The 12,731-nt window shown below is 61.4% G+C and carries 10 protein-coding genes; 6 read left to right on the top strand and 4 right to left on the bottom strand.

The annotated features are described in order from the left end of the window. Window positions 1–43: 43 nt before the first annotated feature. Window positions 44–1,417: a sodium/glutamate symporter gene (locus tag MHX63_RS08840; RefSeq protein ID WP_239388206.1), complete on the bottom strand. Its 1,374-nt coding sequence runs from the start codon at window positions 1,415–1,417 to the stop codon at window positions 44–46. Between the two features lie 289 nt (window positions 1,418–1,706). Between MHX63_RS08840 and MHX63_RS08835 the strand changes: the two genes are divergently transcribed. Beyond that, entirely contained in the window at window positions 1,707–2,066 is a 360-nt protein-coding gene (locus MHX63_RS08835; protein WP_239388204.1) for a DUF4333 domain-containing protein, read from the top strand. An 81-nt stretch (window positions 2,067–2,147) separates the two neighbouring features. On the opposite strand, the gene MHX63_RS08830 is transcribed toward MHX63_RS08835, so the two are convergent. After that, the gene (locus tag MHX63_RS08830) at window positions 2,148–3,668 is read right to left on the bottom strand and encodes an aldehyde dehydrogenase family protein (RefSeq protein WP_239388202.1); all 1,521 of its coding nucleotides are present in this window, start codon (window positions 3,666–3,668) and stop codon (window positions 2,148–2,150) included. A gap of 208 nt (window positions 3,669–3,876) precedes the next feature. Continuing rightward, the gene (gene clpB / locus MHX63_RS08825) at window positions 3,877–6,483 is read right to left on the bottom strand and encodes an ATP-dependent chaperone ClpB (protein WP_239388200.1); all 2,607 of its coding nucleotides are present in this window, start codon (window positions 6,481–6,483) and stop codon (window positions 3,877–3,879) included. 274 nt (window positions 6,484–6,757) lie between these two features. Between clpB and dctP the strand changes: the two genes are divergently transcribed. The 4 genes from dctP (at window position 6,758) to MHX63_RS08805 (ending at window position 10,604) form a co-directional block, all read left to right on the top strand. Further along, window positions 6,758–7,945: a TRAP transporter substrate-binding protein DctP gene (gene dctP / locus MHX63_RS08820; protein ID WP_239388198.1), complete on the top strand. Its 1,188-nt coding sequence runs from the start codon at window positions 6,758–6,760 to the stop codon at window positions 7,943–7,945. Then, complete coding sequence (locus MHX63_RS08815) at window positions 7,942–8,559, top strand: TRAP transporter small permease (protein WP_239388196.1); 618 nt, start codon at window positions 7,942–7,944, stop codon at window positions 8,557–8,559. Before dctP ends, MHX63_RS08815 begins: the two co-directional genes overlap by 4 nt. A 3-nt stretch (window positions 8,560–8,562) precedes the next feature. Next, a complete protein-coding gene (locus MHX63_RS08810; protein WP_239388194.1) occupies window positions 8,563–9,849 on the top strand; it encodes a TRAP transporter large permease in 1,287 nt (428 codons plus the stop codon). 104 nt (window positions 9,850–9,953) lie between these two features. Then, complete coding sequence (locus MHX63_RS08805) at window positions 9,954–10,604, top strand: hypothetical protein (RefSeq protein WP_239388192.1); 651 nt, start codon at window positions 9,954–9,956, stop codon at window positions 10,602–10,604. Between the two features lie 4 nt (window positions 10,605–10,608). On the opposite strand, the gene MHX63_RS08800 is transcribed toward MHX63_RS08805, so the two are convergent. After that, entirely contained in the window at window positions 10,609–11,382 is a 774-nt protein-coding gene (locus MHX63_RS08800; protein ID WP_239388190.1) for an IclR family transcriptional regulator, read from the bottom strand. A gap of 152 nt (window positions 11,383–11,534) precedes the next feature. Between MHX63_RS08800 and MHX63_RS08795 the strand changes: the two genes are divergently transcribed. Next, window positions 11,535–12,701: an acyl-CoA dehydrogenase family protein gene (locus MHX63_RS08795; protein WP_239388188.1), complete on the top strand. Its 1,167-nt coding sequence runs from the start codon at window positions 11,535–11,537 to the stop codon at window positions 12,699–12,701. Window positions 12,702–12,731: the final 30 nt, after the last annotated feature.

The following is a 12,731-nucleotide window of genomic DNA, read 5'->3' as shown; positions in this document are numbered from 1 at the left end:
AGTTGCTTAGTGTAGAACCTCGCGCCCGCCGATGTTGCGCACGCTATCCCGCCGCAACAGATGTGCCGGCACGTTTCCCTTTACCCGGCCGTTTGCCTGTCCTCTCTGGGAACCAGCCCCGCATCGCGGCGAAGACGATAATGCCCACCGCCACGGCAGTCGCTATACCTCCGATACCCCAGGTCAGGCCGGCTATAACCGCGATCGGGGCGAGGATGTTCATGCCAATCTCGATCGGCGCATAGCCCACGTAGGCCATGCCGTACTCGTTTATCGTGCCGGACTTCAGATCCGGGTCCACGATCTTCAGCAGCGCAATACCCGTAGCCACAGCGGCGGTGGCCCAGCCCCAGCCGAAGATGCCGCGCTCCAGCCACTGATCGCCGAAGAACATCGGCGCGATGACGAAGAAGAACAGGCAGCAGTAGGCAATTCCCAGCACGAACAGGATCGCCAGCGGAACCAGGTAGTTCGCCACCGCGTCCGGCTTAATGGAAGCGATACCGAAGGCGATCATGAAGTCCGTCGACGCACCCGAGATCGACTTCACCGTCTGCTGGTCCAGGTACTTCGGGCGCTTGATGACGTGCAGGAAGACCTTGCCGCCGATGCCCACCACGAAGGCAAGCGCGAACAGCGGCACCGATACCACCGGGAAGAAGTGGCCGATGATCTGCTGGCCGATGTAGGCGAACATTACGGTCACTGCGATGAAGCCGGCATGCAGAGCCAGGGGCTCAATCGACGATGGGTTCGTGGTGGCCTTACCGATGGAAGGCTGCTTGGCTTCGTCCTCGATCTGGCCAGAGCGCAGCTCCCACGGCAGTTCCTCCGGAAGGGTGGAAGTTCGGCCGGTGCGGATACCCCAGTTCGCGAAGATAATTCCACCGATGATCGCGGCCAGCGTGCCAACGGTCGCTGAGGTGAACCCCAGGGACATGGCGGCGTCCGCACCAATATCCCCGAACGCGCCACCGACGGCCGCGGCAGTGCCGAACCCGCCGATGAAACCGACGGGCAGCATCATGCCGAACCACTCTGGAGTATCGAAAACCGGCGCGAAAACCAGCAGGCCAAGCAGCATAAAGATACCCCACTGGCCGAGGAACATGGAGGTGGAAAAGCCCCACATGTTCTTCGCCTTCGAGGCATCGTTGGAGGCGAAGGTCATGCTGTACGGCATGGAGGCAAACACCACGGCGATCAGCAGGGTGGAGTAATCTCCCAGTGCGCCGGAGAACGGCAGCAGGCCCAACACTTCGGGGCCGAGGAGCAGCGCAAGCAGGCCCGCAGTGATCGGCGCGGGGATAAGAAGGTTGCGGAACCATTCGAAGTGGCGCCTCATGAACGTGCCGATGATCAGCAGTACCGAAATCATACCGACATCCATCAGCAGGTCAAAGACCGTAAAGTCCATGGAGGCTCCCTCTTCTGTTCTCTATCTATTCTCTTTGTGCTGTGTGTGCTCTGTTGCTCTGGGCATTTTATCGCACCCTCTTATTGACGCCTGCGATTCCCGGGCAAACACACTCAGCATCGGTTAAGTTCGAACTGTGCAGCGTGCTGCACGCTTGGAACCTTTCGCCGACGGGCGGCATTCCACAGCCCGGATGCCTGATAGTTCCACCCCGGATTCCTGATGAGGCACAACAGCATGGCGCTAGCCGTCAACAGTCGTCGCAAACGAGAGAAAGAGACCGTCCCACATGAAGAACACCCGCCCCTCTATTGACTCCACTCGCTTTTCCAAGCGTGTCGGCGCAGCTTTTCTGACCGGCGTGACCGGCGCGTTGGCTGTCACCGGCCTGAGCGCCTGCTCGCTGCTAGGAGGAGGAGAAGTAGCCCAAGAAGACGTGGAGAAGGGCATCTCCGATTCCCTGGAGAAGGAGGTTGGCCGCAAGCCCGAGCGCATCGAATGCCCCAGTGGCCTGAAGGCCGAAGAGGGCGCGAAGATTGAGTGCAAGCTGCACGACTCTGGCGAGACGTACAGCGTTGACGTCACCGCAGACAAGGTCGATGGCAACGACGTTCACTACAACGTCGAGGTCGCTGACCAGTCAGAATAATTCCACAAGTACGACACACCCCGGCCTTCCGCGCTGAAGTACGGTGCGGTGGGGGCCGGGGTGGCGTCCATAAGAAAAGAGCTAGAACAGCCCCGACGGCTCATCCGAATAGGACCACAGCAGGTTCTTGGTCTGCTGGTAGTGCGCGAGCATCATCAGGTGGGTCTCACGCCCCAAACCGGACTTCTTGTAGCCACCAAAGGCCGCGTGAGCTGGGTAGTTGTGGTAGTTATTCACCCACACACGACCCGATTGGATCGCACGGCCAGCCTTGTATGCAATGGTGCCGTTGCGGCACCATACGCCTGCTCCCAGACCGTACTCCGTGTCATTGGCGATGCGCATGGCCTCGTCGAAGTCCTTGAAGGTAGTCACAGCCAGGACCGGGCCGAAAATCTCCTCCTGGAATAGGCGCATGTCATTGGTGCCCTTAAAGATGGTGGGCTCGATGTAGAAACCGCCACTGCGGCCCGAGATCTCGTTCACACCACCACCGCACAGCACCTGCGCACCCTCCTCAGGGCCGGACTGCAGGTAGCCAGTGATCTTGTCCATCTGCTCCTGGGAAGCCTGTGCGCCCATCATGACGTCCGTGTCCAGAGGGTTTCCGACCTTGATGGACTTCACGCGCTCAATGGCCAGGGCCAGAAAATCTTCGGCGATATCTTCCTGCACCAGGGCTCGGGACGGGCAGGTGCAGATCTCACCCTGGTTCAGCGCGAACATAGCCAGGCCTTCCACACACTTGGCACGGAACTTGTCGTCCTGGTCCATGATGTCGCTAAAGAACACAGACGGGGACTTGCCGCCGAGCTCTAGGGTGACGGGGATGAGCTTCTCCGCGACCGCTTTGTTAATGATCTTGCCGACTTCCGTGGAGCCGGTGAACGCGATCTTGTCGATGCGGTCGGAGTCGGTAAGCGCAGCGCCCGCCTCCGTACCCAAACCGTTCACAATGTTCAGCACACCTTCCGGAACGATGTCCTGGATGAGTTCTGCGAACAGCAGGATGCTGGCCGGGGTTTGCTCAGCGGGCTTCAGCACGATGGCGTTGCCAGCAGCCATGGCGGGCGCAAGCTTCCACGCAGCCATCAGCAGCGGGAAGTTCCAGGGGATGATCTGCCCGACCACACCGAGTGGCTCGTTGAAGTGGTAGGCAATGAGGTCTTCGCTGATCTGGGAGGTGCGGTCTTCCTGGGCACGAAGAGCACCGGCGTAGTAGCGGAAGTGGTCAACCGCGAGCGGGAGGTCTGCGGCGAGAGTTTCACGCACCGCCTTGCCGTTATCCCAGGTCTCAGCGACGGCCATCATCTCTAGATTTTCTTCCAGGCGGTCGGCAATCTTCAATAGGACGGCGGCGCGGTCCTGTACGGAGGTCGCTCCCCAGCCGGGTTGAGCCTTCTCTGCCGCGTCAATTGCTTTCTCAATGTCCGCAGCTTTTGAGCGTGGGACTTGGCAACATACCTCGCCATTGATGGGAGAAACGTTGTCCAGGTACTCGCCATCGACAGGTGGCACCCACCGGCCGCCGATGAAGTTGCCGTAGCGCTCCTTGAAATTGACGATACTACCTTCGGTACCGGGATCAGCATAGACGGTCATATGAGTACTCCTTTGAGTAGAGGTCGGGTGTTCCCAGGGTCGGCCATGCTCAGCGCGCCACCCCGGTCGCCTTGTGGCGTGCCTCACACTTTAGTTTTGAAACCAAACGTTTGCCAGCCTTCGCGCCGGAATCCCCTGGCTTTCCCAACCTCACTCAAAACAAACCAGACGCTCAGAGTAGCTTTGGGCTGTCAAAAGCGTCAGGGCATTAGCCCTCGTCTTCAACGGCGCCGAGCGACGTAATGACCAGCCCCGGAGCATCAGCCACGCCGGTGTCAGCACCTGCGCTGCGGTCGATATCCACACGCACTGTGTCACCATCGCGCACCTCGCCGGCCAGCAGCTTCTTGGCCAGCTGGTCGCCAATCGCCTTCTGAATCAGGCGGCGTAGCGGCCGGGCGCCGTAGGCAGGATCATAGCCGTGCTCAGCCAGCCACGTCTGGGCGTCATCGGTAACATCCAGAATCAAACGGCGAGCCGCAAGGCGCTCAGCAAGAGCTCCCACCTGGATAGAAACGATGGACTTCAGCTGCTCAGCAGACAGCGGGTTGAAGATCAGCACGTCGTCCAGTCGGTTGATGAACTCCGGCTTGAAGGCGCGTTTGACAGCCTCCATAACCTCTTCATCGGTGCCACCGGCGCCGAGGTTAGAGGTCAGGATCAGGATCGTGTTGCGGAAGTCCACGGTCCGGCCCTGGCCATCGGTCAGGCGACCTTCGTCCAGCACCTGCAGCAGCACGTCGAACACGTCCGGGTGAGCCTTTTCCACCTCATCGAACAGCACCACCGTGTAGGGGCGGCGTCGCACAGCCTCGGTCAGCTGGCCACCGGCGTCGTAGCCGACGTATCCCGGAGGAGCACCAACCAGGCGGGCGACGGAGTGCTTCTCGCCATACTCCGACATGTCGATGCGCACCATGGCGGTCTCGTCGTCGAATAGGAAGTCGGCCAGAGCCTTCGCCAGCTCCGTCTTACCCACACCCGTCGGGCCTAGGAACAGGAAGGAACCAGTCGGGCGGTTCGGGTCCGCCACGCCGGCGCGCGCACGGCGCACCGCATCGGACACGGCATCGACCGCACTGTTCTGGCCAACCACGCGACCACCCAGCACTAGCTCCATGTTCAGCAGCTTCTCGGTCTCACCCTGCAGCATCTTGCCCGCGGGCACGCCGGTCCAGGCGGAAACCACGTCGGCGATAGTATCCGGCGTGACCTCCTCAGTCAGCATCATGCCTTCTTGCTGCTCAGCCACGCTCTCTTCGGCCTCAGCTAGCTTCTTTTCCACGTCCGGGATATGCCCGTAGCGCAGCTCGGCAACCTTTGCGAAGTCACCCTCGCGCTCGGCGATCTCGGACTCACGGCGCAGGTTATCCAGCTCTTCCTTCAGCTCGCGCAGGCTGTCGATACTGCCCTTTTCGTTTTCCCAGCGGGCGGTCAGGCCGGCCAGCTTTTCTTTCTCGTCAGCCAGCTCGCTGCGCAGGCGCTCGAGACGGTCCTTCGAGGCAGCGTCGGTCTCCTTCTCTAGCGCCATCTCTTCAATCTCGAGGCGGCGGACCACGCGCTCCACGTTGTCGATCTCCTCGGGGCGCGAATCGATCTCCATGCGCAGCCTAGAAGCGGCCTCGTCCACCAAGTCGATGGCCTTATCCGGCAGGAAGCGGCTGGTGATGTAGCGGTCCGACAAGGTCGCCGCCGCCACCAGCGCGGAGTCCTGGATGCGCACACCGTGGTGCACCTCGTAGCGCTCCTTCAGGCCACGGAGAATACCGATAGTATCCTCCGCCGATGGCTCACCAACGTATACCTGCTGGAAGCGGCGCTCCAGTGCAGCATCCTTTTCAATGTACTTGCGGTACTCGTCCAGGGTGGTTGCGCCAACCAGCCGCAGCTCACCACGGGCCAGCAGCGGCTTGATCATGTTGCCGGCGTCCATGGCGGAATCGCCGCCCGCACCGGCACCGACGATGGTATGTAGCTCGTCGATGAAGGTGATGACCTCACCCTCGGCTTCCTTAATCTCGTCCAGCACAGCCTTCAGTCGTTCCTCGAACTCGCCGCGGTATTTAGCACCGGCGACCATGGAGCCCAGGTCCAGGCTGATTAGCTTCTTGCCGCGCAGGGACTCGGGCACATCGCCAGCGACAATGCGGCGGGCCAGGCCCTCGACGATTGCGGTTTTACCGACGCCAGGCTCGCCAATGAGCACAGGGTTGTTCTTCGTGCGACGGGAGAGCACCTGGACGACTCGCCGGATCTCCTGGTCACGCCCGATCACTGGGTCGATTTTGCCTTCGCGGGCGCGTGCAGTCAGGTCGGTGGAGTACTTCTCCAGTGCCTGAAACTGGCCTTCCGGCTCCTCGGTGGTGACCTTTCGGTTGCCGCGAACAGATTCGAAAGCACCGCGGATAGCTTCGAAGGTGGCCCCTGCCTCGTGCATCACCTTGGCCGCGTCGGAGTTGCCCTTGGCGATACCGGCCAGCAGAACCTCGGTGGAAACATAGGTGTCGCCTAGCTGTTCTGCCAGCTCCTGGGCGGCGGTCAGCGCGTTCAGCGCATCGCGATTGAACTGCGGATTCGCCATCTCGCTACCGGTGGCCTGCGGGTATCCGGCGACCAGGTTCTTAGCCTTCGCCGCGATTGCCTGCGGCTCCACGCCTGCAGCCTGCAGTACAGGCAGGGCGATGGAATCTTCCTGCTCCAGCAGCGCAACGAGCAGGTGCGCCGGTCGGATGTCCGGGTTGCCCTTGGCGGAGGCATCCTGGAGTGCAGCCTGCATTGCAGACTGAGTCATTGTGGTGGGGTTGAAGCTCGTCATTTCTACATCTACCTCCTACGGCTTCATGCCGGTCGCAGTTACACGCTCCCGACTTTACTTGAGTACACCTGACTCAACCACCACAACCTTGAGTCTATTCCACTCAATTTACGTATATCAGTGTGATTTACCCCACAGATTCACCCCCGATCTAGTTTTATCTGCGAAAACTATCGCCTTTCGCACGCTTTGAAGGTTAGATGAAACTTATCCAAATCGGGAACAGCTTACCTATATCCGTAACAAGTATCCGTAACGAGAGGGTAAAGGGACCATGCTCCGACTCCACAAAAAGAAAGCGCCCCCACACCACAGCACGTCCAGCACGCCACACCGCCCCACCCGCCGGATCGCCTCCGCCATCGCCGCAGTCGCCATGACAGCCGCTCTGCCCGGCGCGCTCACCGCCTGCTCCAACTCCTCCGCGGAACCTTACGTCCCCGGCAGTACCGCAGAACTAAAGATGGCGGATAGCTACTCGCTTACCCACCCCGTCGGCACTGGCGGCACTCAGCCCTTCCTCGACCAGCTGGAAAAAGACTCTTCCGTGGACGTCGAATACTACGCCTCCGGGCAGATGGGCAAGCAAGCCGACATCCCCTCCGTCGTACGCAGCGGCGTGGTCGACATGGCGGTCATTTCCCCCTCCTACGTCAGCTCCAGCTTCCCACTCAGCAGCGTGGGCGACCTTCCAGGGTTCAGCTCCGATGCATGCGTGACCGCCTATGCACTACGCGACCTGGTGAAGCCAGGGGGCGTCCTCTATGAAGAAGAGCTCAAGCCCATGAAATTCATGCCCCTCTGGACCGGCTCCATCCCCGGCTACGAGGCCATGACGGCCGGCCAGGACCCCTCGCATCCGAACAGCTTCCAAGGCGCAGTGCTCCGCTCCACCGGCGGCGCCCTGGACCGCGTAATCGACGAGATCGGCGCCGCAGGCGTGAGCATGCCCATCGGCGACATGTACGAGGCAATGGCCCGCGGCACCGTCGAAGGAACGCTCGCCAGCCCGATCTCCGTCACTCCCTACGGGCTGGAAGACGTGGTCCACGCCAGCACCTACGGTGCACAACAAGGCAATTTCACCTTCTTCTACGGCATCAACCTGGATACCTGGAACCGGCTGAACGACCAGCAGAAGAAGGCACTCACCGACGCGGCGGACAAGTCGCAGCAGTCCGTCTGCGAAGAACTCAACGCAGCACGCGAAAAGTCGGTGCAGAAGATGAAGGATGCCGGTGTGCGCTTCTACGACGTCACCGACGGCGAAACGGCGAAGGAGTGGGAGAACATCTCCCAGCCCGTCCTGGACAAGTGGATCGAAGTCGCCGAATCCAATGGGCACCCCGCCCAGCAGGTCGTCGACGACTTCCGGGCCGCACTGAAGCGCCATGCGGATCGCGCGGGTGCGGGCGTCACCGACCCGAAGGCTCGAGCGGAAGCAAAGGAGCAGCAATCATGACCAGCAACAACTTCATCCGCATCGGCCACCACGGCACCGCCGAACGCAGTACATACGGCTACCACACCGAGGACCACCCCGGCTTCGACAAAATCCAAAACTCTATATCCGCAGGGTGCGCCTGGATCGCCGGCGCGGCCATCCTCGGGCTGGCGCTAGTCACGTTGGCCGAGATCGTAGCGCGCGAGTTCTTCGGCGCCCCCCTGGGCTGGAACATCTCCGTCACCGAGCGCTACCTACTGCCAATCACCGCGTTCTTCGGGCTGGTCACCACGTACCGCACAGGCACACACATCGCAGTGGAGTCGTTGTTCAGCAAGTTCGGCCCCAAAGTGCAGAAGACCATCCTGCTGCTCATCCACCTGGCCGTCGTGATCTCCATGATCTTCGTCTTCATCGGCGGGTGGAACCAGACATACATGGCGTTCTCCCTGGGCCACGCCACCCTGCCCGGCATGGCCGACCTAGCCACTCCCGACTGGACCTACCGCGTGATCGTGCCCATCGCCGCCGCCCTGTGCGCCTTCGTCGCCGCGCTGGACTTTGTGCGCGAAGTGATCACCCCATGGGATCGCCCCTACACCGACTATGACCCCGGCGAGGAAGAGGTTTAAACCATGCTTGCGCTTACTATCGTTGTGCTGCTGGTCGCGCTGATTATCCTGCGCGTCCCCGTCAGCTTCGCCATCTTTGGCACAGCCACGATCGGGCTCATCGCCCTCGGCGGAGTCGAGCTGGCCATCGCCACCATGGAGACCTCACCGTTCGCTGCCGTGCGTTCCAACTCTCTATCCGCCGTGCCGCTGTTTATCCTGATGGCGCAGCTGATGCTGATGTCTGGTCTTCTGGATTCTGTTTTTGACGCCGCTAAGGCGCTCGTCGGCCGCATCCCCGGAGGCACTGCCATCGCCTCCGTCGGCGCGGGCACCGCGTTCGCAGCCGTCTCGGGTTCGTCCACCGCCGCCGCAGCCACATTGGCGCAGACGTCCTCCACCCGCATGATCGAGGAGGGCTACCACAAAGGCACCGCCACCGGCCTGGTTGCAGTGGTCGGCACGCTGGCGGCAATGATCCCGCCGTCGATCATTTTGGTCTTTTACGCGATCACCGCGGAGGCTCCCGTGGGCGACGTTCTGATCGCGGGTTTCTTTCCAGGCGTGGTGGTGGCCATGGGCCTGGTGCTGGTGATGTACATCGGCTTCCTGAAGGACCGCTCCCGCGCCCCGCAGGGCGAGTCGGTTCCCCTCTCAGAGAAGGGCCTGCAGCTGCTGAAGGCTTCCCCGCTGTTGCTGATCTTCCTGGCGGTGGTCGGCTCCATCTTCACCGGCATCGCCACGCCCACAGAGGCCGCCGCCCTGGGCGTGCTGGCCGCGCTGATCCTGGTGATAGCGAAGGGCCGCTGGGATACCAAGAAGTTCGGCGAAACTGTGCTGGAGACGGTGAAGACCACCGGCATGATCTTCGCCATCATCATGTCCGCGCACGTGCTGGGCCACTTCCTCACCGAAACGCGCGTCACCCCGAAGCTGGTCAGCGCCATCGGCGAGTCCTCCCTGCACCCGCTGGTAATCATGGCTCTGATCGGCGCGGTGTACCTGATCCTGGGGTTCTTCATGGATCAGATCGCCATCATCGCCCTGACCGTGCCGGTGACCCTGCCCATCGTCGAAGCCCTGGGTTACGATCCCGTCTGGTTCGGCATCTTCATCGTCCTGCTGGCGGAGACCGGCATGGTCACCCCGCCCATGGGCCTGAACGTGTTCGTGGTCTCCAAGGCCGTGCGCATCAACCCGATGATTGTGTTCAAGGGAGCATTCCCCTATGTCGCGATCATGCTGGTCATCGCCCTGGCTTTCCTGCTGTGGCCCCAGCTGGTGCTGTGGGTGCCGGAGTTAGCTGCTTAAGCTGGCCCGTGCCCATCGGGTATGGGGTTCCTTTCTAAAACACTAGAGAACGCATATTGCTCAAAACCTGTTTAAGCTGCAGAGCATCCATTAGCGTTTACCCCATGCACAAGGATCGCTACGTTGTCCTCCAAGCATCCACCTTCACCGAAGAGAATGTGGATCCCGACCTCTTTTTCGACCGGTTTCGCTGGGCCGAATTATCCCTGGGTTTTTCCTACACCGGCGATTCCGACGGAAAGGTAATCCCTCTTAGCCTTTGGGAAATTAATGATGCTACCCACGACACTATTGAAGATCTGCAGACTATTCGCGCACACTTAACCGTGCGATCGAAAGAGGATCGCTTCCCTCTTCGCCCGTTATTTGCCGTGTGGGACTCCGCATTGCCAAGTTCCGCACTCTCAGCTCTCCACTCCATCAGTATGAGCGCGATTTCCGACTTCGGCATACCTTCAGTTTCCGATATCGAAGCTATCTCCGCTTGCGAGCGAAGCGTCAACGCATATGAACAGGACGAACCTTGGGCCAGCTCCGTCAAATCGCTCGAACAGACCATCTCTCGTCACCACATGAAGCAACGAGGGAAGATCACCGCATTCTCCGGTGGAAAAGAGGTTTCCAAGGAGGCGTACTACGCAGAAAGCTTTCGCCCCGCACTAATCTCCAGCGCCTTTGAAACCATCTTGCACGCCCTCCCCCAGGGAGAGGACTGGCGAATCACTGCCACTTCTTCAACGACGAACTCAGCTTAAGCTGCTAACGGTTCCAGCGGGCGCTGTGGCGTCTTAAAACCTCAATAATCCGATCCGCATCGCGCGCGATCTGCTCGGTCGAGGCAATGACGGACACCGAAGCAACCGCCACCCCCTGGCTCTCGACGCGCACGGCCACACCATCCGCACCGTTCAAAGCCACGCCGGGGGCCACACACTCGCCGGTCGCGCGCATGTCTGGGTACCAGCGCTGGAACTTATTGATGGTCTCCTGCGAGCTCTCGGAAGCAGCCAGAATCCCCCACACCTGCTCGTGCCCCAGCCCGGAGAGGATCGCCCATCCCGCCGATGTCTCGAGCGGCGGGCGCTGCAAACGGTTTTGCGCCAGGTACTCGAACTCGGGGTCCGACAGCGCATAGTCGAGGTAGTAGACATTGTCGCCTACCAATGACGCCAACACGGCGATATAGCCTGTCTCTTCCACCACGTCTTCCAGCATCTCGTGGGTGACCTGATCCACGGGGCGGCTACCGGCGAGGGTGCTCAGCAGGTACGGGGCCAACCCCAGGCGGAAGGCTTTATCCCGTTCCTCCAGGTATCCGGCCGCGACCAGGCCATTCACCAGGGATTGGGTGGAACTTACCGGGGCGCCGATGGCCTTGGAAATGTCCGTGAGTCCGCGCGGCTGCGGGTTGCGGGCCACGAACTCCAGGATGTCCGCGATCCGGTCGACGGTGCGGTGGTGGGATCTACCGGGCTGCTGGTCGACGGGAAAGGGGAACCGCGGCGCGGACTCTGGGTGGGGCGCGTCGGGCATTGGGGGGCTCCTTTCGGCTTGGGGTGGCGGCTGACTACGACGATGTTAGAGGAAATTTTCACAAAAGCCTTTCGGAACGAAACAACTTCCCCTACACTCATTGGTACGCAAATCAGTATACAGATACCTATATACGTAAGGAAATGACTGGCATGACTTCCTCCCCACTTGACCTCACCTCCTTCAACAGCCTGCTCTCCGACGAAGAACGCATGCTGCAAGAAGCCATGACGGACTTCGCCAACAAATCCCTCAAGCCCAACGTTCAGGAGTGGTTCGACAACGGCACCCTGCCCGCCAAGGAGCTCGGCCCGCAGTTCGGACAGCTCGGCGCACTGGGCATGCACCTAGAAGGCTACGAGTGCCCCGGCGCCTCTGCCGTCTCCTACGGCCTGGCCTGCATGGAGATCGAGGCCGTGGATTCCGGCCTGCGCTCCTTCGTTTCCGTCCAGGGTTCCCTGGCCATGTTCGCCATCCACCACTGGGGCTCCGAGGAGCAGAAGGAAAAGTACCTGCCGAAGATGGCCGCCGGTGAATACCTGGGTTGCTTCGGCCTAACGGAGCCCGATGCCGGTTCCGACCCGGCGTCCATGAAGACTCGCGCAACCCGCGACGGTGACGAGTGGATCCTCAACGGCACCAAGATGTGGATCACCAACTCCCCCGTCGCCGACGTGGCTGTCGTCTGGGCCCGCACCGAGGATGGCTTCGCCGGCTTCATCTTGGAAAAGGGCATGGAGGGCTTCACCGCCCCGGAGATCCACAAGAAGCTCTCGCTGCGCGCCTCCATCACCGGCGAGATCGTACTGGATAACTGCCGCGTGCCGGACTCCCAGCGCCTGCCGAAAATCGACACCCTCCGTGGACCGCTGACCTGCCTGAACGAGGCCCGCTACGGCATCATCTGGGGTGCCCTGGGCGCAGCCCGCGACAGCCTGGAAACCGCCATCGAGTACACCGAGACCCGCGAGGTATTCGGCAAGTCCCTGTCCAGCTACCAGCTCACCCAGGCGAAGCTGGCCAACATGTCCGTCGAGCTCAACAAGTCCGTCCTGCTGGCCCTGCAGCTCGGTCGTCTAAAGGACAAGGGCGAGCTCGCCCCGCACCAGGTCTCCGTCGGCAAGCTGAACTCCACCCGTGTCGCCCTGGAGATCGCCCGTGAGTGCCGCACCCTGCTGGGTGCCTCTGGCATCACCCTGGAATACTCGCCGCTGCGCCACGCCAACAACCTGGAATCCGTGCTGACCTACGAGGGCACCGCCGAGATGCACCAGCTGATCATCGGCCAGGCCCTCACCGGCAAGGGCGCATTCCGCTAAGTCCCTCGCACCCCAGCCTCACCCCAGCCC

The organism is Corynebacterium sp. ACRQK (assembly GCF_022345965.1).
Taxonomy (GTDB): domain Bacteria; phylum Actinomycetota; class Actinomycetes; order Mycobacteriales; family Mycobacteriaceae; genus Corynebacterium.
The sequence above is the reverse complement of the archived record's forward strand: the minus strand, read 5'-3'. Positions and strand labels throughout refer to the sequence as shown.